17 protein-coding genes are annotated in these 20,286 nt (G+C 41.1%); 11 read left to right on the forward strand and 6 right to left on the reverse strand.

The window, feature by feature from the left end; all coding sequences use genetic code 11:
- Positions 1-5: 5 nt before the first annotated feature.
- Genes RYH73_RS18715 through RYH73_RS18725 form a run of 3 tightly spaced genes read right to left on the reverse strand, consistent with a single transcriptional unit; the run spans position 6 to position 3,402 of the window.
- A complete protein-coding gene (locus RYH73_RS18715; protein WP_335314996.1) occupies positions 6-1,286 on the reverse strand; it encodes a mandelate racemase/muconate lactonizing enzyme family protein in 1,281 nt (426 codons plus the stop codon).
- Positions 1,287-1,315: 29 nt separating this feature from the next.
- Positions 1,316-2,269 carry an RraA family protein gene (locus RYH73_RS18720; protein ID WP_335314997.1) on the reverse strand — a complete coding sequence of 318 codons (954 nt, stop codon included), beginning with the start codon at positions 2,267-2,269 and terminating at the stop codon, positions 1,316-1,318.
- A gap of 26 nt (positions 2,270-2,295) precedes the next feature.
- Positions 2,296-3,402: a bile acid:sodium symporter family protein gene (locus RYH73_RS18725; protein ID WP_335314998.1), complete on the reverse strand. Its 1,107-nt coding sequence runs from the start codon at positions 3,400-3,402 to the stop codon at positions 2,296-2,298.
- Positions 3,403-3,996: 594 nt separating this feature from the next.
- Here RYH73_RS18725 and RYH73_RS18730 point away from each other — a divergent pair.
- The 8 genes from RYH73_RS18730 to RYH73_RS18765 all read left to right on the forward strand — a co-directional run bounded on the left by RYH73_RS18730 (position 3,997) and on the right by RYH73_RS18765 (position 15,898).
- Positions 3,997-5,814: a helix-turn-helix transcriptional regulator gene (locus tag RYH73_RS18730; protein ID WP_335314999.1), complete on the forward strand. Its 1,818-nt coding sequence runs from the start codon at positions 3,997-3,999 to the stop codon at positions 5,812-5,814.
- 229 nt (positions 5,815-6,043) lie between these two features.
- Positions 6,044-7,006, forward strand: coding sequence for an SPFH domain-containing protein (locus RYH73_RS18735; protein WP_335315000.1), 963 nt, complete (start codon positions 6,044-6,046; stop codon positions 7,004-7,006).
- A gap of 13 nt (positions 7,007-7,019) precedes the next feature.
- A complete protein-coding gene (locus tag RYH73_RS18740) occupies positions 7,020-7,250 on the forward strand; it encodes a hypothetical protein (RefSeq protein ID WP_335315001.1) in 231 nt (76 codons plus the stop codon).
- 94 nt (positions 7,251-7,344) lie between these two features.
- The gene (locus tag RYH73_RS18745; RefSeq protein WP_335315002.1) at positions 7,345-8,157 is read left to right on the forward strand and encodes a hypothetical protein; all 813 of its coding nucleotides are present in this window, start codon (positions 7,345-7,347) and stop codon (positions 8,155-8,157) included.
- Positions 8,158-8,203: 46 nt separating this feature from the next.
- Positions 8,204-8,977, forward strand: a complete 774-nt coding sequence (locus RYH73_RS18750; protein ID WP_335315003.1) for a DUF6620 family protein — start codon at positions 8,204-8,206, stop codon at positions 8,975-8,977.
- Between the two features lie 635 nt (positions 8,978-9,612).
- The gene (locus RYH73_RS18755) at positions 9,613-12,711 is read left to right on the forward strand and encodes a SusC/RagA family TonB-linked outer membrane protein (RefSeq protein ID WP_335315004.1); all 3,099 of its coding nucleotides are present in this window, start codon (positions 9,613-9,615) and stop codon (positions 12,709-12,711) included.
- A 5-nt stretch (positions 12,712-12,716) separates the two neighbouring features.
- A complete protein-coding gene (locus tag RYH73_RS18760) occupies positions 12,717-14,393 on the forward strand; it encodes a RagB/SusD family nutrient uptake outer membrane protein (protein WP_335315005.1) in 1,677 nt (558 codons plus the stop codon).
- Positions 14,394-14,668: 275 nt separating this feature from the next.
- Positions 14,669-15,898 (forward strand): MFS transporter, encoded by a 1,230-nt coding sequence (locus RYH73_RS18765; protein WP_335315006.1) that lies wholly within the window; start codon positions 14,669-14,671, stop codon positions 15,896-15,898.
- 5 nt (positions 15,899-15,903) lie between these two features.
- On the opposite strand, the gene RYH73_RS18770 is transcribed toward RYH73_RS18765, so the two are convergent.
- Positions 15,904-16,665 carry a LytR/AlgR family response regulator transcription factor gene (locus RYH73_RS18770; protein ID WP_335315007.1) on the reverse strand — a complete coding sequence of 254 codons (762 nt, stop codon included), beginning with the start codon at positions 16,663-16,665 and terminating at the stop codon, positions 15,904-15,906.
- Positions 16,646-17,668 (reverse strand): sensor histidine kinase, encoded by a 1,023-nt coding sequence (locus RYH73_RS18775; protein ID WP_335315008.1) that lies wholly within the window; start codon positions 17,666-17,668, stop codon positions 16,646-16,648. The genes RYH73_RS18770 and RYH73_RS18775 overlap by 20 nt, the downstream gene beginning before the upstream one ends.
- 274 nt (positions 17,669-17,942) lie before the next feature.
- On the opposite strand from RYH73_RS18775, the gene RYH73_RS18780 reads away from it, so the two are divergent.
- From RYH73_RS18780 to RYH73_RS18790, 3 genes are read left to right on the forward strand one after another with little or no spacing between them, the layout of a single operon-like run.
- Positions 17,943-18,371: a hypothetical protein gene (locus RYH73_RS18780; protein ID WP_335315009.1), complete on the forward strand. Its 429-nt coding sequence runs from the start codon at positions 17,943-17,945 to the stop codon at positions 18,369-18,371.
- Positions 18,364-18,990, forward strand: a complete 627-nt coding sequence (locus RYH73_RS18785) for a heme-binding domain-containing protein (protein ID WP_335315010.1) — start codon at positions 18,364-18,366, stop codon at positions 18,988-18,990. Before RYH73_RS18780 ends, RYH73_RS18785 begins: the two co-directional genes overlap by 8 nt.
- Positions 18,972-19,835: a cytochrome P460 family protein gene (locus RYH73_RS18790; RefSeq protein WP_335315011.1), complete on the forward strand. Its 864-nt coding sequence runs from the start codon at positions 18,972-18,974 to the stop codon at positions 19,833-19,835. Before RYH73_RS18785 ends, RYH73_RS18790 begins: the two co-directional genes overlap by 19 nt.
- Here RYH73_RS18790 and RYH73_RS18795 read toward each other — a convergent pair.
- On the reverse strand, positions 19,832-20,227 hold the full coding sequence (locus tag RYH73_RS18795; RefSeq protein WP_335315012.1) for a winged helix-turn-helix transcriptional regulator: 396 nt from the start codon (positions 20,225-20,227) through the stop codon (positions 19,832-19,834). The genes RYH73_RS18790 and RYH73_RS18795 overlap by 4 nt on opposite strands.
- Positions 20,228-20,286 lie beyond the last annotated feature (59 nt).

The raw sequence follows: 20,286 nt of genomic DNA on the forward strand, positions 1-20,286 counted from the left end.
TAATACTAAGTAAAAAAGGGATAATCGGGCGTGGCATATTTCTTCATCCCTTCCTCGTTGATATCTACGCCAATGCCGGGAACTTCGCGGAGTTTGATAAAGCCATCTTCTACCATCGATCCTTCAAAGGTGACAATATCCTTAAACATTGGGTCGGTATGAAAGTAGCTTTGCCATTCTAATATCATAAAATTCGGTACCGATGCACAAACGTGGCATGAGGCCATCGCTCCCAAGAAAGACGCCACCATATGCGGAGCAAATGGAACGTAATAAAGATTGGCCAAGTTGGCAATTCGTTGGCCTTCTCCAAGCCCTCCTGCTTTTTGAAGGTCCGGCATAATAATATCCGCTGCACCCAGCTCAAGTAGACGCCTAAAGCCATAAGCCAAATAGAGGTTTTCACCTGCACAGATAGGAGTTGATGTACTATCAGCAATAAGTTTATAAGCTTCTGCATTTTCAGCCGGTATAGGCTCTTCCAACCACATGAGATTTAAATGTTCCAAACGTTTCGCTACTTGCTGCCCGGTAACCAAATCGTAACGTCCGTGCATATCACAGCAGATATCAATATCCGGACCAACAGCTTCACGAGCCGCGGTCACTTGATCAACCATGCGCTGCAGCTCTTTAGGACTGGCTGTCCAGTTATATTGATCGTACTTATTAGGATCGTTTCCTTGATCAAGATCAAATTTAATCGCGGTGAAACCCATTTCCTTAGCTTTGGAGGCTGCGTTTGCGAAATCTTGCGGTGTTGGCAAATTTTGCTGGTAAAGCGCCGTATCACAATACACGCGTATTTTATCTCGGAATTTGCCACCAAGCAATTGATATACCGGCACACCGAGCGCCTTTCCGGTAATATCCCAAAGGGCTGTTTCAATGGCAGATAAAACAGCGATGTACATCCCCGCCTGAGCTCCCTGAAAGATACCTGATTTCCGCAGATCCTCAAAAATCCTGTGTACATTAAGTGGGTTTTTCCCAACAAGCCTGCGCTCGAGCAATTTTACGAAATGATAGGTCCCTGGCACCGCATCAACCCCTTCTCCGCAACCATAAATACCTTGATCCGTCTTTATTTTGACAAAAAGCCCGGAGCCATACCTTATAAAGGCGCATGCTACGCCGGTAATTTTAAGGGAGGAGGGTGCCGATTCTCTTGAGGATCGCTCCGCCGATTGCAGGAGTGTACTGCCGAAAGTATCCGACAAAGGGCTTAAGGCAGCGCCCATTACCATGGCTTTTTTAAAAAAAGCTCTTCTTGTTTTATTTGACATCGTTATTTAAATTAAAGTGAATAAGACCCTTACCAGGTGCGTTGTTTGAGTAGTTCATTTATTTGTTCTTTAGGTACGGGGAGTTTATCTGCATTCGCATCAAGCCATCCCCAAAAGTCTTTCTCTATTTCCTCCGACCAGCGCGTATCGATCTCACCGGGGGTATATTTCTGTTCGCGTAAGCGTTGATGACCAAACATGTCACGTAGGCGAACTACTTCAGAAGTACGGACAACTTTCTCAGCCAAGTGCGGTGGAATAAATATGACTCCCCCATCCCTACCAAGCACCACATCTCCCGGCATAACGGTTGCTTTACCAATCCGAGTAGGGGTATTTATTCCCACTAAAGTGGTATTTAACCGGCCCTTTGGATCATTGAGGTGATGAGAAGGATGATATGATCGGTAGAAAGAGGTAAAGGAACCGATCTCTTTTAAACCGCCAATATCACGTAGCGCACCATCGTACACCACGCCATTGCCCGTTTTTGCATAAATGGAATTACCTAGGTTATCTCCTACGGTTGGCCCATCAATATGGGCACCAAATTGATCAACCACATACACATCTCGCTTAATAAGCAGGTCTATTGTCCAGGAGTTTTGCGATTTTATCCGACCATCGCGACTATGTCCACGTTCGTCAATCGCACGGTGGATATCCGGCCGTCCCGGAACAAAAATGGCCGTCACCGCTCTACCAACCAGCACACTATCCGGATTAATACTCAACCAACCGTCCTCATACTGGTAGTTATAGTTTTCATTTCGCAATACAGCCCAAGCTTCTTCCAAGGTAACCGATTTCATGCGATCTAAAAGTTCGTCGGGAACTTTTGGACGTCCGTCCTCGAAACGCTCACCCTGCCATTCAGGTGTTAAAAAAATGAGCTCCTCTTTGCTGATTTGCTGTCCAAAGATGGAATTCCCCTGAAAGATGCTAACACAAACTGTCAGTATTAATATGCTAAAATGTTTCATAAACTCTTCTGTTTATTGGTCTGCTATTATTCATTGTCAATTTCGGTATGTCGATTCTGCAAGGGACGTGAACGCCACCATAGGGCAAGTGACGAACCGGTAATATTCATAATCGGTGAGAATACGGCAGATGCTAAACCGACCGTAGATAACTTGCCCATTGCCAAAGCCAAACTAGACCCTAAACCTGCATTTTGAAGCCCCACTTCAATGGCGATCGTCCGACAGTCCTTTTCTTCCATCCGTAACAAACGCGCAAGCCAATAACCAAGCACATAGCCGCTCGTATTATGTAAAAGCATCGCTAAAACCAAAGCAGGCCCAACAATCAACAAGTCTTTTTGACCCGCGGCAGTTATCACGATGATGATCAAGGCAATACCTGCCATGGATAATACTGGCATTACATCATCTAGCCACTTCGCTTTCCCGTGCAGAAATCGATTAAATAACAATCCTGCCAATACAGGTATGATGACAATTTTGGTAATGTCCCAAGCCATGTCCCAGAAATCAATCGATACATATTGCCCTGCTAACCACTGCATAAATAAGGATGTCATCAGGGGCGCCAGCAGCGTTGAGACCGCGGTAAGCGTCACCGAAAGCGCGAGGTTTGCGCGCGCTAAATAAGTCATTACATTAGAGGCTAATCCATTTGGACAGCTGCCAATCAAGATAATTCCTGCTGCTATTTCTGCCGGAAAATTGAAGATACGGGTAATAGCAAAAGCTACCGGGGGCATTACCATATAATGACATAGTACCCCTACAACTACACCTTTCGGCATTTTAGCGACACCAACGAAATCTTTCACACTCAACCCCGTTCCCATTCCGAACATGATAATTTGCATAAGCGGAACAATAAGTGCTGAAAGACGAAAATCCCCAATGCGGATAAAAAATTGTGGGTAATACATAGATACGCTTACAGCAGCAAATATCATTACAGTAAAGGAATAGCCTTTTAATAAGGAATAATAACGCAATCCAAAAGCTATAGCGAGAAAGAAACCCATCAGCAGCCAACCGCCGAAATTGTGAGCCTCCTTTAAGGTTGCGATAAGAAATGCGAATAGGAAGAGTCCTCCTATAGTAAAAAACACGATGGGTACGCCTTTTTTTGTCATTGAATTTTAATTGGTTGTCATGATACATAACTAGTTAAAAGCACGCGAGCATTATTCGTATCGGTGCACCTTCTTAAATGAAAGCGTTACTTATGGCCCCATAGTACCTCCTTGATTTCGGTTTATAATTTGGGTAAAGAATACCCGCTGCTGTGATTTATGACATTCAGCTATAATTGTTAGGCAATGGTACTTAAGAAAAAAAGAAAAGGTTGAAAATTTATGTTACAAAAAGGTCTTTAAATGTTACATAAAAAGCAAACAACTGTAAATCAAATAATTAAAATGAAATTTTCAATAAATAAAGGAATGACTACGTTGGACTTCCCGTATTTTACCACAAAGAATAACTCTCTTGGGAAAATATTTGTAAGTGACAAAGGCGAGCGCAGTAACTGTCTCATTACGTGAATCGCCGAGCTAAAGCTTATGCATTTATGTGGAATAGAAATGTGCATATCCAATAAAAGCTTGTGAAAAAAGTGACTTTATGTAAATTTGTTTATATTTAAATTGAGTGAAATGCAATCATGTTTAACCGATAACAGTTGTGTTTTCATGTAACAATTGTTCCGATAGAGAAAACACCCATAAATGATAAAACAATGCTTTTTTTTGTGCATACTGCTTTATTGCTTCTTCTTTAATCTGCGCGCGCAAGAAAACACACTTGCGCAATTTTTAGACAAGGCTTACACCGCTCGCTTAAAAGCCGACTACGACACGAATTTGCGACTGCTAAAAGAAGCAGAACAAATTAAAGAGCGTACACAGAACCCGATTCTTCTAGCCAAGCTTCACGTAGAGCTAAGCAAGCAATATCTCGTCAATGCCGGCTATAAAAAAGCCCTGGAGTATGCGAAGAAATGCCTGCAACTTGGTCATCGAACCAAAAATAAAACGGCCGAAGCTTATGGGTACCTAGCGATGGCCACCTATTATAATTACCTTAATATTGGAGACCTTGCGGTAAGCAATGCACAAAAAACCTTAAAGCTCGCAAAAGACCAAGATCATGCGCTGCGATCACGAGCTTATTATATCTTATATGGTGTTTATTCGGGATGGAATGATGTCGCGCTGTGCAAAAAATATGCAAGACTTACCATCATTGCCGCTATAGAAGGGGCCGATAATGAGATGCTTTCCAATGCCTACGCAGGCTATTCCACAGCTATGGAATTTCATTATGGAGAAACTAAGAATCGTCAGTATCTCGATAGCATGAAACACTATCTTCATTTGTCGACAGATGTTTATAAAAAATCTCCTGAAAAGGTAGGTGTTCGCACTTATTCAATTGCCAATATCAACTTGGCCAACTACTTTTTTCTCTATCAACCACTTAATAAGCAAGCCACGCAAGACAGCATTCTCTTTTACGCAAACATCGCCAAAAAATTTACTCGGACTTCCGATAAAAACTATACACTCATGGGTAATGTAAATGGTCTTCTTGCAGAACTGGCTAAGTTACAAGGCAAGGACCAATTAGCGGAAAGCTATTTAATGGATTCTTATATTCATTTAATGGAAGCATCAGCTCCTTCTTATTATACACTTTCCAATGTAGCACAAGGTCTGAGTGATCTTCACAATAAAAGAGGAGATTTCAAAAAGGCATTGTTTTACCAAAAGAAAAAAGAAACATTCAATAATAAAATCTTTGATGAGCGCAAAATGCTTCAAACAAGAAAGCTGGAGGCACAATATGAAAATGATAAGCTTCTAGAAGACATCAAAACGGCTGCTCAAAGAGCAGAGAGCCAAAAGATGCAAAAGTTTTTATTTGCCGGTATTTGTCTTCTTTTATTAATCAGTATTTTTTTATTGATAAGCTCATTCAAAAGTAAAACCAAGTTACAAGAAGAGAAATCCCGCCGCTTACAACAAGAAAAGCAAGATGCCGAACGTAATTCCAAGCTTCAATTGAAAATGCAGGCAGAAGAGCAGGCACGCTTACAGGCCGAACAACAACTTTTGCTGTTACAGAAAGAGCAAATGCAAAAGGAGGCGATGGCCGACGCCTTACAAATTGAACGTAAAAATCGACTCCTCCTCCAAATGAAAGACAAGCTACAGAAACTGGAAACTGAACAAAACAGAGGTTATGTAGAAAAGATAATCAAGGAAGAGATGCGCTTGGAAGAATCTGTTGAGCGATCCGCAAAAGAATTCGAAAGTATCAATCCCACCTTTTTCAGTAAGTTGAAAGAAATGTCTAATGATAAGCTTACTCCGTTAGAGCTTAAACATTGTGCATACCTCCGACTTCAACTGAATACGAAAGAAATAGCTGCTGCATTTTACATTGAACCCAAAAGCGTTCGTGTAAGTAAATACCGTATCAAACAGAAAATAGGGTTAGATAAAGACACTGATTTGGATCGTTTTTTACAGGAATTAAGCTAGAATAAAGTCAACCCCAAAAGCAACAATTAAGCATACTTCATTCATTTACAATAACTTAACAAATAAATTATTTATCTTGTAGTCACTTTGTAGTCGTTATTTCTGTAACATGTAGCTACTTTGCAGCGTTCATCTTCTTTAAAGAATGGGCGTTAAAAGTAATTTTGAAAAACTCCCCTTATCCGACGGTTAAGTGGCAGAAACCAATCGGTTCCTAAAGAAATGCTATATGAGTACACCAACATCAAAATTTCCGTTTTTAGAAGTCATTGAATGGGTAGAGCATGATCCTAATATCATGATGTGGAAAGTTGCGGATGGCGATAAAGAAATAAAAAACGGTGCAAAGCTGATTGTACGCGAAAGCCAATCGGTTTTGTTCTTAAATGAAGGAACTATTGCCGATATCTTTGCATCCGGCACCTATACACTGCACACCCAAAACATCCCCTTGTTGTCACGTCTTAAAGGATGGAAATATGGGTTCGAAAGTCCTTTCAAAGCAGATGTTTATTATTTTTCTGTTAAACAATTTGTAAACTTAAAATGGGGTACGCCGGCCCCCATTATATTAAGGGATACACAATTTGGACAGGTTCGTGTCCGTGCATTTGGCACTTACAATGTGCGCATAACCGATCTAGGTAAATTCTTTAAAGAATACGCCGGAACCTATCACCAACTCACAATCCATGAATTCGAACAGCAATTACGTGATTTCATTGCGCCTCAATTCGGTGAGGCCTTAGCAGGTTCCCGGATTTCGGTATTGGACATTGCCGGTAATATTTCCATACTCAATAAAAAAATAACACCACTTATTCAACCCTATTTCAACGAGTTTGGAATTGAAATTACGCAGTTTACTGTCACTTCCGCAACGCTACCTGACGAGGTAACACAATATTACGACAAGATCACCGGCATGAATATGGTTGGTAGCGACTCCGATAAATTCCAAAAATTCAATACAGCCATTGCAATAAGTCAGGAAGGTAATCCAATACAACAAGGGACACAACAAGGAGTAGCCCTTGGTGTATTAATGGGACAAGCAAATTCAGGTATTACCAACGACGCGAAAGATGAGTCTGCCATCAAGCTTCAAAAAATAAAAAGCCTTTTTGAAAATGGCTTAATAGATGAAAGTGAGTATAAAGCAAAAAAAGCAGAAATACTGTCGAAGTTGTAAACAACAATTTTATATGGAAAAACCATTATCAATTGTCGAACGCATGGAACAATTGGCCCTTCAGCAGAAGCGCGAGAAATTCACCGAAAAACAGGCTGGTATAACAACAGTCACTTGCCCAAATTGTGGGAGCGGACGGGCTAAAGACGATGGTCTTACCCGATGCGCCTATTGTGGTTTCGAGTTCATAAAGCAAACATTAAGCAATGGAGTCCATATAAAGGACCGCGATAATTCAAAATAAACAGCTTATTCATTAAAATAACTTGCAACAATGAATTACATCCTTGTTTTTAAATGCGACAGTTCATGCAGGTTTAATCTGAAAAAACACCGTGATGAATTTTTTCAATCTTTATAAGAAGATAAAAAGCAGTGCCACTGACTCAAACACGACAAATACGACCAGTAGTGCGAACACTCCTTTGGTTCAAAGGCTGGAAACTTTTTTGGATAAACTACACAAAAGAGCAGAAGAAATGCATGCGGAAATACAAGTATCCGGACAGCGGATAGCCGATGCCGATAGAGATCCTTTTAAAAGGAGCTTTTTGCAATTTAAAGCGGGTATGATCGCACAATTCACCGCCATCATACAGAAAGGATCTAACACCTATCAAGAGGAGGTTATACCTAAAGCATCAACTATGGAATTGGTCAAAATCTCCCAGATTTTTAACGACTGGCACGTTGGTGTTCTGAACATGATGACTTCTGCCTTTGACCAGATAAGCGAACGTGACCTGGAAAAAGAGTATGCTGATATCATGAAAACATATACGCATTATAAGGATCACTTTCATTGCATACAATGTGGAGGTAAATTGGAAATTTCAACATTCTATTTTACAGCAACCTATATTGCTTGCCCCTATTGCCGAACACAAAACACCTTTGATCCGGGCACCCAAGTTCGCTTGGTGGAACATTTAGCACGCCCGTTAGCTGAGTTGCGCTGCAACGAGCTCTACGAGCGTTATCAAGAGCATCGTCGTGCATTTGGCAGGGATAGTGCCAAAGAAAAGTATCAATTATATCTTCAAGCGCTTATCGATGAAATGAATCGTATACTACCTGGCTTAACGGCTCAACATCAGAATTTTTATGATCGTTTGTTAAGCGATTATGAACGCTTCGAGCCATTTAGTTAAGAGGAGACAAAATCAAACAATTTTTCACAATCAAATTTTAATCATCATGTTTAAGAAGTTTTTAAAGGGGCTCACTGATAACCTAGAGGACATAGCAAAAAATGCAGCAACGACACAACAAAAGGCTGATAACAGTACGAATAAAGAATTGTTCGATGCCTATCTTCAAGGTGACTATCAGAAAGCCTTTGATACCGGTGCAGCTTCTGCTGGTTATTCAACCATGAATACTGCAACAGAAGATCCCAATGACCCGCAATTACAACCTGTACATGGAATTACGATATTCGACTATGCCGCAGGGGCCGCCAAAATTGGAGAAGGTTGTTCGGAAGAGCAGATTTGTCTGGCCTTAGGCGTGGAAAGACCTATGTGGGACGAGGCACAGGTTACCTGGAACAACCGGATGCGCGATGATAAATCTTTTAACGTTGTCAGCGTCTATTCCAAATATTTTGGAATGATAAAAGAGCACGAAAAACTGGGCGGGTTACAACCCGAAAAAGCACCTGTTACGCAGGTAGAATCAGAAGCTGCAAAAGCCACCCTTCATCGTTTGGAAACCGACAAATACTACTTTTTTGAAATTCAAGGTGCTATGCAAGCTGCCTATGATAATGGAATAGACGGTGCACAATGGCTCATCGATGAACTTGGTTTGACGGTATCACAAGTAAACAGCGCGGGCACGAAATGGATGGGTGATTTTAATATCATGGCGCAAATGATAGATTATCAGGATCAAAAGAAGAAAGAATACAGTGAACGATTCTCCAGCGAGTCCGGAACGGGCGGTATTGCAGATGACATTAAGTTTTAAATGATGTAATTGACATCAAGAAGGCATTTATGGTACTAAGTATCCAAAAATGCCTTTTTACCTTTCCTATCATTCATACAGGCTTCAACCGATAAACCTTACTTTCTTATTTCATCCTTTTTTACGATAACGTTATCGTAAAAAAATAGGCAGTTTCCTCCTTCCTTCCAAACATATTCGGCGTATTTTGCCGTTGATTATCATAAATAGCGCTAGTCAGCCTGAACGGCAATGGCTTGAAGCAGAAAACTAACTATTACCGATTTTTCGATGTAAACTTAAAGAGATCATTATGAGCCCTAAAATCACTGAGTCTATAAGCACCCCCGAATTCCGTTTCAAACTACACGTGCGTAAATTCAAAGAACCCCTTTAACAGCTGGTAGTAAACCAAAGAGAGACTTTCGAAGTAAAGCCTAGATTTCCGTTGATATCTTCCTTTCGTAAAGGATAAGTCGATATTCCGGAGTCGCCATAGGTTACTTGTATTGTATTGTATTGTCTTGCAGAAATGAAAGCAAAGCCAAGTGCTGTAGACAAAAAACGCCTCAATCTGCCATTCAGCGAGCAAAACAAGCCTTTAAAGTCTCTAAACAAACATCAATGAATAATGCATTAAAAAACAACGTATGTCAATGAAAAAAAATTTAGCTAAAACACAGCTGAAGCGAGGCGTATTACTCTTGTCCTTGCTTTATTCACCTGGGTTATTGTCAACTGCAGTGGCAGTGGTCAATAACCCGGGAATGCCAAGCCTTTTGAAAGAATTTCAGGAACGAGAAATCAAAGGGCGCGTAGTAGATGAAAACAAGCAACCTCTCCCCGGCGCCACTGTTGCCATCAAAGGAACCACCAAAAAAGTTTCTACGAATGAAAATGGTGCGTTTGTGATTCAATCCAGTGCAGCATCTGATGTGCTAGTCGTTTCTTTTATCGGTTATGAGCCTGCCGAACAAATGCTTCGTTCCGGACAGACAGAACAAATTATAATTACCCTAAAACCAGATGACGATACTGCATTGGACGAAGTTGTGGTCGTTGGGTATGGTAGTCAGCGTAAGCAAGATGTAACCGGGGCGGTTTCCTCTGTCAGTGCACAATCTATTGCCGAAGTACCTGTAGCACAAGCATCACAGGCTTTGCAAGGGCGCGCCGCGGGGGTCTTAGTAACGAACACAAGTAATAAACCGGGAGGTGCTGCTACCGTCCGTATTCGTGGAAACCGATCTTTTTCAGCTGGAAATGATCCACTCTATGTCATTGATGGAATCCCGATTACCGGCGGACTGGAAGATTTTCCTCCACAGGATATCGCTTCCATGGAGGTATTAAAAGATGCCTCTGCTACTGCAATTTATGGTTCACGAGGAGCAAACGGTGTCATCATTGTAACCACAAAAAGAGGCACACCCAATAAAACGAATGTAACGTACGATAACTGGTTCGGTTTCTCCAATGTCTATAAGGAAATCGAAATGATGAATGGTCAACAGTTTGCGGAATTTAAACGTGAATCACGGAGAGCAACGGGAAATTACGATGATAGTGACCCAAACGCTGATCAAAATACACCTGGCTTATTCGATGCCGTTGAGCTTGCTTCCATTGCCCAAGGTCGAAGTACAAATTACCAAGATCTCATGTTGCAAACCGGACATAGCATGAATCACTCCTTGAGTGTGCTGGGCGGATCCGATAAAACACGTTTCAATGTAAGTTTTAATTACATGAAAGATAAAGGCATTATCCCTATACAGGATTTCAATCGCTATGCCATGCGTATAAATGTGGATCATAATATCAGTGATCGGATTCGCATCGGAGCTTCTATGTTAGGTAACTATAGTATTACCAACGGTAAAGATCTAAATCCCTACGATGATACCCTATTAGAAAACCCTTTAGGTGTCCCTTACGATGAACAAGGGAATCTTATTTTTCTTCCAACAACCGATGGTTTACGAAGCAACCCTTTAAGTGAACTAGTAAAAGGAGCCCTCCTCAATAAAAATAAACGTATGCGTTTGTTTAGCAGCATCTACGGGGAAGCCACCTTGGCCGAAGGGTTGACTTATCGCCTCAATTTTGGCCCCGATTTAATCCAGAATCGAATCGGTAACTTTCAAGGTAAATATACAAATGCTCGCTTAGGGGGTACTGCTGCTGCACAAGGAGAGGAGGATTTTGTATTCAATTATACCTTGGAAAACATTTTAAAATACAACAAAACATTTGCAGAAAAGCATGCATTGGAAGTCACTGGATTATTTGGTTTGCAGCAACGGCAACAAGAGGCTAGCAATATTAGCGTAAGAGGTATTCCTGTTGAAGAAATGCAGTATTTTAATTTTGGTGCTGCAGAAGAAATTCTAGGTACAGGAAGTGATTTTCAACGATGGAATATCATCTCGTACATGGGACGTGTCAATTACGTTTTTGATGACCGATTTCTTGCTACTGTAACCGCTCGGATTGACGGTTCTTCGCGTTTTGGAAGAAACCATCGCTATGGATTCTTCCCTTCTATGGCGCTCGGCTGGAATATCAATAATGAATCTTTTATGGAAGGCAATAAGATCTTTGATTTATTAAAATTAAGGGCTTCCTATGGTGAAACGGGTAATACCGGAATTGACCCTTACGGTACACAGGGGCTCTTGCAACGTACCACCTACGCCTTTGATGAAGCGGCCGGCTTCGGGTTCAGACCGAATCAACTACGAAATGATAACTTAAAATGGGAAACAACTCGCCAGTTTAATATCGGTTTAGATTACGCCATCTTAGGTGGTCGATTATCTGGAGCGGCTGAATTCTATACGCAGCAAACACGTGATTTATTAATGGAACGACAGCTTCCTTTCACTTCGGGTTATGGATCTATTATGGAAAATGTGGGTTCGACAAAGAATGTTGGTTTTGAGTTTAGCTTATCCTCTGTCAATATCAAACCAAAAGACGAAAACGGTTTTAGTTGGAATACTGATCTTAATCTTGCCACCAACAAAGAGAGCATCACAGAATTATACGGTGGAAAACAAGATGATGTGGGAAATCGTTGGTTTATTGGCCATCCGATACAGGTATATTATGACTTCGAAAAAATTGGCATTTGGCAAAGCAACGAAGTGGATGAGGCAGCCAGCTATGGTCGTGTACCCGGTGAAATAAAAGTGAAGGATCAAAATGGAGATGGCGTAATTAATGATTCCGATCGCGTCATTTTAGGGAACAACAGACCTACGCTTACCGGTGGCTTAACCAATCGTTTTGCGTATCATGGATTTGACTTATCCGTTTTCCTTTATTTCAATTTTGGCAACATGATTTACAGTACGTTTCATGAAGTACACAACACCTTGTTTGGTCGGTATAATAACTTAAATGTTGATTATTGGACACCCAATAACCCAACGAATGCGTATCCAAGGCCCAACCAAAATCAGGAACGCCCTGTTTACAATACAAGTATGGCTTACTTTAGTGGTTCTTTTCTCAAAATTAGAAATATTAATTTAGGTTATAACTTCCCAAAAAAATGGGCGTCTAAAATCGGTGCCGAATCATTACGGTTTTATGTAAGCGCACAACAGCCGCTTATCATTTCTTCTTATGTAAACAAACACCAAGGTGTTGACCCGGAGGGAATAGACTTTAACGCAGATGCGGAAAATCTGCCTGTTAATACACCTCCAACTCGTACTTGGTTATTTGGTTTAAACGTTAAATTTTAATAACAATGAGAACAATATTGATATTATCTATCCTTACGTTTGCTTTTTTTAGTTCTTGCAAGCGTTTACTAGATGAAGAAATTCACTCGCAGGTAAATGATGAGTACATGTCTACACCGGAAGGTTTTGAAGACGGTGTCAAAGCTGCTTATTCTACGCTTCGAACTTTTCATGCCAATGAACTGGGTATGACAATGACCGTTTTCGGGACAGATACCTATACCATGGGCTCGGACGGATCGTATAAATTTGTTAATGAATACACATCCCAATTTGATCCCAGAACAGCTTATGTGCGTGATTTATGGAACAGTCTATATGTTGGAATTAATACCTGTAACGCGGTTATTGATCGTGCAGATGGTATCACCGATATGGTAGAAGAGCAGCGCAACATTCGTAAAAGTGAGGCTCAGTTCTTAAGAGCCTATTATTATTTCACCCTGGTACAGCAATACGGCTCGGTTCATCTTACAACAAGTGAAACCAAAGAAGCCACCAGCACTGCTTCCCGTGCACCCATTACGGATATTTATCAGTTAATTGAAGATGATTTAAGGACGGCTATACAACACCTGCCAGCTGAACAATCAGATTATGGCCGAGCTACCAAACCTGCTGCTGAACATCTATTGGCACGGGTGTTATTGACAAGAGCGACTTCAGAAGCTGCAAAGGGCAGCGATTACCAAGACGCTGCAACACTGGCCGAACAAGTAATCACCGGTTATAACTTCCGCTTGTTGGATGACTTCGCTTCGGTTTTTGAGCAAGGTGCGGGTGAACGCAATGATGAAGTGATATGGGCTGTTCAATATACCAAAAATGCCATCACCAACGGAGCCGATGCCGATGCTGACGGAACAGGGAATTCAGCACATCGGTACTTCTTAATGGAATATGATGTGTTACCTGGAATGAACAGAAATATACAGGACGGGCAACCTTGGAAGCGCTTTATGCCTACTAATTATACGCTCGATGTCTTATTTGCGGATCGCGAAAATGACACGCGCTATAAAAAAAGTTTCAAAGATGTATTTTATTGCAGTAAACCGGGAACGTATAACGTGAATGGAAAGGAAGTAACCTATGCCTTAGGTGACACAGCTATTTGGTTGCCTGGTTATCAATTAGATCCCGCAGTAAAGGCCGCTAAGAATTTTATGGTCATCGAGCCGCAGTCTTATACCAAAAAGCTGTACCCAACCTTGATTAAATTTTTAGACCCTGAACGTCCCGATATCAATTATGAGTTTGGGTCACGCGATTTTCTGGCATTTCGTCTTGCCGAAACATGCCTGATTGCTGCAGAAGCGTTTATGTACAGTGGGGATATGGATAAGGCGGTCACGTATATGAATATGGTAAGAGCAAGGGCTGCTTATACGGGTATCGACGAAACCCAAGATGCTACCCACCGTCAAGCCATGTTAATTACAGCGGCCGATATGAACATCGATTTCATACTAGAAGAACGTGGTAGAGAATTGCTCGGGGAGCAACTTCGCTGGTATGATTTAGTAAGAACGCATCAATTGGTGACACGCGTACAGGCCTACAATCCGGATGGTGGAAAAAATATAAAAGATTATCATGTTCTACGTCCTATCCCTCAGGATCAGATCGATAGAACGGATGGAGGAGCGTCAAGTTTCCCACAAAACCCAGGCTACAACTAATAGATTAATCAAGACGGCGCATGTTGGTCCTCACCATATGCGCCGTCTTTTTAATTTTTCCTTACACGCCCTCCTATTACGACCTCAAAACTTCGACTAGTAAAAAATGAAATAAATTTATAAGTAAATGAATATTCATTTATATTTATGGCCCTTATGTGCTTCATACGAGAGGACTTTGCCTAACGAGTAGTGCGCTTTACTCTTTTCGCCAAGGAGATCATGGAATTGGTACATAGATGCGATTTTGAATACAAAATATTAAGCTGAAGCCAATGCAACCCCAAAAAAAAGCACTTTTTACACCTTACGAGCAATTAGTAATTTTAATACTGGCATTTACCCAATTCACAGTCATACTCGACTTCATGGTTATGTCGCCCTTAGGCGATATATTAATCAAAGCGATGGATATTCGTGCAAATTCTTTTGCATTGGCTGTATCTGCCTATGCCTTTAGTGCCGGTGCATCAGGGTTGCTAACGGCAGGCTTTGCAGACAGGTATGATCGCAAAAAATTATTGCTGTTTTTCTATGTAGGTTTCATCATCGGAACACTCCTCTGTGGTCTGGCGAATACACTTTTCACCCTGGTGGCTGCACGTATTATAACGGGCCTTTTTGGTGGTGTCATTGGGGCTATTTCGATGGCTATTATTACCGATCTTTTTACCTTGGAAAAACGTGGTCGTGTCATGGGTGTCGTGCAAATGGGTTTTGGTGCCAGTCAAGTATTAGGTATTCCGATAGGCTTGTTCATCGCGAATAAATGGGGTTGGGAGATGCCCTTCTTTATGATCGCGATATTGGCCGTACTGATTCTGATTGCGATTGCTTGCTGGCTGCGCCCGGTTACGGAGCATTTAGCTTTACAAAGCAAGGAAAACTCATTCGTACATCTTTATCGCACCATTGCCAATGGCGATTATCGCATCGGAATGTCGACCACTGCACTGTTATCAGTGGGAGGTTTCATGCTAATGCCTTATGCTACCGTATTTGCCGTAAACAACCTTGGTGTATCACATGAACAACTTCCTGTTCTATTTATGGTTTCCGGCTGCTTTTCATTGGTAATGATGCCCTCTCTAGGAAAATTGAGTGATAAAATCGACAAATATAAGTTGTTTGCCATAGCGAGTATAGGGCTCATGTGCATGAGTATCTTTTATACCCAACTTGGTCCAACTCCATTTTGGGCAGTACTCATTTTCAATGTACTGATCACCAGCACGGTAATAGGTCGTATGGTACCATCTACGGCGCTTATTAGTGCTGTACCCGAACAAAAGGACCGTGGTGCCTTTATGAGTATAAACGCGTCACTCCAACAAATAGCTGGTGGTATTGGCGCCACCATAGCAGGCATGTTAGTGAGTCAGATGGACAAAGATAGCGTACTGGAAGGTTACAATTATGTGGGCCTTGTAGTCGCCGCCGTTAGCTGCGTATCTCTTTTACTGCTTTACTTTGTTAAACGTATGGTAATGCGTAAAAACCGATGATAAGGTTACCTGTCTTCTAACCAGTGCAGAAAGTTCGTCGTTTTTTCCTTCCCGATCAGTAATTTATCCGGCGTTGCAACGAGTAGCCGTACAAATAATTTTCGCGCAAAATAATGCTCTACTTCTTTTATCGCACTGAAGTTTATCAGATACTGCCGATTCAGTCGATAGAACTGACGGGGTGATAATTGTTGTTGAACCTGATCCAGCGACTGGTTGATTACATACGCTTCTTCTTTAAAAGTGACGATGGAAGCCATATTATAACTTATATAGATAAAAGCAATTTGATCCGTCTGTACAGTCTGATATTTATTGTTCTTAAAAACCAGGAAACTACTTTTCCATTCCGTAAGTCCGATTCTTTTTAACAGCTGATCTACATCACTGCTTGCATGCTGCTGAAAGAAATTTTTCAAGCTCATAACCTTCTCAAACGCCATTTCAAGATCTGCTTCGGCAAAAGGTTTTAACAGATAATCAATGCCATTCGCTTTAATAGCTTCCATGGCATATTCGCCATAGGCCGTACAAAAAATAACCGGACAGCTAATTTTCACTTGACCGAATATTTCGAAACAGATACCGTCAGATAATTGGACATCCATGAAAAGTAGATCTGGCATACCATGATTAGAAAGATAGTTAACCGCACGTTCAACACTTTGCAACTGGCTTATTATCTTAGCTTCCGGTTTCAATTTATTTATTAAAGTAGCAAGCGATTTGGCTGCTTTCAGCTCGTCTTCAACGATAATTATGTTCATAAATAATAGGTAATTTTACGGTAAATAGACCACCTTCTATGGTAATAATGATTTCCTTACCCGCTAAATGGATGTAGCGTTGATTAATATTCTCTAAACCGAGCCCTGTTGAGGACTCCGACACAGCTTTCTTCTGTAAATTGTTGGTAAGCACAATATAATTCTCCTCCGAGTACAAGGCGAGGGTCAAAGGCTTTTCCAGGGAAATGATGTTATGCTTGATGCAATTCTCTACCAATAACTGTAAGGTAAATGGGGGCACAAAAGACGTTTTATGCTTTGCCGCTATCCGATTTGTAAAACGAATTCCCTCCTCAAATCGTGCCTTCTGTAAATACAGGTAAGCATGGAGAATCTCCAGCTCATCGGCTAAACTTATTAAATCCGATTTCCTGCTTTCCAAGGTAAACCGATAAAAGTCAGCTAACTTCAAAATAAAGGGTACCGCATGGGTGTCACCACTTTCCACCATATATTTCAATGTATTTAAGCTATTAAAAAGAAAATGGGGATTAACTTGCTGCTTGAGAAGCTCGTACTGTGCAGCGAGATTATGTGCTTGTGTTCGTTCCAATTCCATACTAACTTGTTGATTTAAAAAGCTCTGGTACATTAGATGAATAAACATATAAAATGCAACGCTGATTAAAACACCCCGTACCTCAAACATCAACATGACTGGACCAAAAGGCAAATGCGACAACAAATATTGTTGTATACAGGCAAGCAAAAACATTAACACCAAGCCGAATAACAGACCTTTAAATAATCGCCAAGTAGAAAAGCCGGACGCGTTACTTTTAGTGGTATAGGCCGGTAAGGTATAAATATTATAATACCAGATAATCAACGCAAACAATGCTGTCACAGACGAATCGACCAGTGCTTCATAAAAGTGAAAATGATGTTCAGCCATCTTCGGAATGGCAGTCAACAACCCTAAAAAAAGAGAACTTAACCAAATAATCTTGGTTGGGATGCGAAAAGTATTCGTTTTTTCCATGCGACAAAAACCTCAATTGGTCACCTTATTTTTCGGAGCGATGTAAATGTATTTAATATTTGTCAGTATACACGCCGCTTTTTTCTCCAATCAGGCGACTTAGGCCGTGAATTAGGCTATCTACTTTATCAAATAGTCTATGCGACATGTGGTGGTTTCCTTCGCTAACCTATTCAAATTGCCGTCTTCACGATCAAATTTGCCTAACTCGACATCTTCATATGCTGTATCCTAGGTTGAAGCCTTCATCTTTGGACAGTTAATACATAGCAAAATGAAAACAATACACGCTTTTATCGTGCTTTTCACCTTATTGATTTCCGCAGAGGCACAATCGTTACCTTCTAAAATGAAATTTCGGTGGGACTATACTGCTGACCGAGGTAATAGCACTTTTCAGTCTAGTTCATTAAAGAACTGGATTCCATTCCCAACAGCAACAAACCTATGGGCGAGCGATAAAGATTTTGTCTATTTCCCCTCGCTAAAGGACTCAACAAACGAACGGTACAGTCAGCGCATATCGATGAGCAATCCTTACCAAATTCAAGCGCGAACCAACCACCTAACGGAGAAACCCAATCTTTATCAGCAACAGCTCACCTTACCGGGTAAGTTCATTTTACGCGGCGCGGTCGAATTAATCCCTTGTAACGATTTAGGCTATTTTCTTCCAGAACCAATTGCACGTAACTATGAATAGAAATAATATGATGATCAAACTAAAAAAACCGGCCCTTAAGAAAATGATGTTATTGAGCGTATGCGGTGCTTTTGTATATTTCACCGGAGTGATCATGTCTCCACAGCAGCCGATCGGACCCGTCGCTATAACCGAAACGACTGACGGACAAGCAGCGTTAACCAAAATTTTCAAACGCGCTTGCTTTGACTGTCATTCCAATGAAACCAAATTTCAATGGTACGATCGCCTTCCTATCTTATCGTGGAAGATTAAAAAAGACGTTCAGCGGGCACGTGAGGTTATGAATTTTTCGGATTGGGAGCATCTTTCAACTGCCGAGAAAGAGGGAAAACTGTGGGCTATTCTCAATATGATGAAGGCAAGAAAAATGCCGTTGAAACCTTATGCCCTCACCCACCCCAATGCTCGTATTACGGCTGCTGATATTACTACTGTAGAACGCTATGTACGTAGTTTAGCAGACCATCAAATCGTTTCTGATACGATGCGGCAGCAAGCAGCAAATGCAGCCTTCGACACCTGGAAAAAGAAACAGCTATCCCTACAAAATCTTCCCATTTCGCCCAATGGTATCCCTTATTCAGATGCCTTCAAAAATTGGAAAGTCATTATCTGAGTACACTCTTCGATCATTCCATGCGCATTATTTACGGAAATGACATTGCCGTCAAAGCAATCCAAGAAGAAAATTTCCACCCTTGGCCAGATGGTGCCACGGTCGTTAAAGCCGTTTGGGAACAAGTAGAGAATGAATATGGTGAATTACGTCCCGGAAAGTTCCAAAATGTACAATTTATGGTAAAAGATACTAAAAAATTTAAGGATACAGAAGGTTGGGGTTTTGCTAAATTCTCTACGGAAACACGCATACCCACGGGTAAAACGGCATCCTTTGCCAAAGAATCGTGCATTAGTTGCCACCGTCAATTAGCAGAAAAAACCGGCTATTTATTTAATGTTCCACTAAAAACAAATCCGCTACCCCTTAATCATTGGAATATGAAACCAGTAAACATGTATATCTTAACATCATTGTTCCTTTTTCAAATAAGCTGCATACCTGAAAAAACCAGCGAGCAATTTAGTCGAATCGTTTTTGACCCTGCGGGACTGAAAGTTATTACTTCATCGGTTAACAGACAACTCGGAACCATGTCAATTTTATATGGTAATTCGCAATCTTATCAACAGGCTTTAACAGAAAGCACCGGGCATACAGCGGGGGAAGAATACAGTTTCGTAACCTGGAAATACGAAGGTAATCCATTGTATGATGGCAGTGATATCAATGGGGAATTACTGTGTGTCGAACATATTACAACCCAACGATCACAGGCGGGCAAGGTAACGATAACTTATGAGCTTAAACAAGGAAAACCCATGCCCGTAAAAGGGAAGTCTCTTAACAAGCTTGAACGCATACACTATATTATTGAACACCGCCCAGCCATACTGCCCTAAACATCTACTTCTTCGGTATCTTTTTTTGATTGTGCACGTTTTCTTTTGGCCAGTATATATTCCCTGTGCTGTTTGCCCCAAATAGCCAGGGAAGCGATAACCTCTTTCAATGAATCGCTATGAGATGTAAGTTCATAGTGAATCTGAACAGGAACGGTATTCAACACTTTTCTTTCTATAAATTCATTCAATTCCAGCTCTCTCAGTTCCTTTGAAAGCACCTTGGGTGTAATCTCACCAATCGATTTTTCAATTTCTGTAAAGCGTGTAGCACCTTCCGATAAGGCAATAATCACCAACAATTTCCATTTTCCATTCAGCACATATAAAGCATCTCGGACGGCCTGAATGTTTTCCGTGCAGGTCTCCTTGGTACAAGTTATTTTCATCATAAAGCAAAGGTAACACTTGCTACTATACAAAAGGATAGCACTATCCTTTTGTATAGTCA

Origin of the sequence: Olivibacter sp. CPCC 100613 (assembly GCF_036959255.1) — a bacterium.
In the GTDB taxonomy this organism is placed as follows: Bacteria; Bacteroidota; Bacteroidia; order Sphingobacteriales; family Sphingobacteriaceae; genus Olivibacter.

Bases quoted from the DNA above. Each gene is read 5' to 3' on its own strand.
- RYH73_RS18715 (WP_335314996.1), bottom strand. From the start codon at position 1,286: ATGTCAAATAAAACAAGAAGAGCTTTTTTTAAAAAAGCCATGGTAATG.
- RYH73_RS18720 (WP_335314997.1), bottom strand. From the start codon at position 2,269: ATGAAACATTTTAGCATATTAATACTGACAGTTTGTGTTAGCATCTTT.
- RYH73_RS18725 (WP_335314998.1), bottom strand. From the start codon at position 3,402: ATGACAAAAAAAGGCGTACCCATCGTGTTTTTTACTATAGGAGGACTC.
- RYH73_RS18730 (WP_335314999.1), top strand. From the start codon at position 3,997: ATGATAAAACAATGCTTTTTTTTGTGCATACTGCTTTATTGCTTCTTC.
- RYH73_RS18735 (WP_335315000.1), top strand. From the start codon at position 6,044: ATGAGTACACCAACATCAAAATTTCCGTTTTTAGAAGTCATTGAATGG.
- RYH73_RS18740 (WP_335315001.1), top strand. From the start codon at position 7,020: ATGGAAAAACCATTATCAATTGTCGAACGCATGGAACAATTGGCCCTT.
- RYH73_RS18745 (WP_335315002.1), top strand. From the start codon at position 7,345: ATGAATTTTTTCAATCTTTATAAGAAGATAAAAAGCAGTGCCACTGAC.
- RYH73_RS18750 (WP_335315003.1), top strand. From the start codon at position 8,204: ATGTTTAAGAAGTTTTTAAAGGGGCTCACTGATAACCTAGAGGACATA.
- RYH73_RS18755 (WP_335315004.1), top strand. From the start codon at position 9,613: ATGAAAAAAAATTTAGCTAAAACACAGCTGAAGCGAGGCGTATTACTC.
- RYH73_RS18760 (WP_335315005.1), top strand. From the start codon at position 12,717: ATGAGAACAATATTGATATTATCTATCCTTACGTTTGCTTTTTTTAGT.
- RYH73_RS18765 (WP_335315006.1), top strand. From the start codon at position 14,669: ATGCAACCCCAAAAAAAAGCACTTTTTACACCTTACGAGCAATTAGTA.
- RYH73_RS18770 (WP_335315007.1), bottom strand. From the start codon at position 16,665: ATGAACATAATTATCGTTGAAGACGAGCTGAAAGCAGCCAAATCGCTT.
- RYH73_RS18775 (WP_335315008.1), bottom strand. From the start codon at position 17,668: ATGGAAAAAACGAATACTTTTCGCATCCCAACCAAGATTATTTGGTTA.
- RYH73_RS18780 (WP_335315009.1), top strand. From the start codon at position 17,943: ATGAAAACAATACACGCTTTTATCGTGCTTTTCACCTTATTGATTTCC.
- RYH73_RS18785 (WP_335315010.1), top strand. From the start codon at position 18,364: ATGAATAGAAATAATATGATGATCAAACTAAAAAAACCGGCCCTTAAG.
- RYH73_RS18795 (WP_335315012.1), bottom strand. From the start codon at position 20,227: ATGATGAAAATAACTTGTACCAAGGAGACCTGCACGGAAAACATTCAG.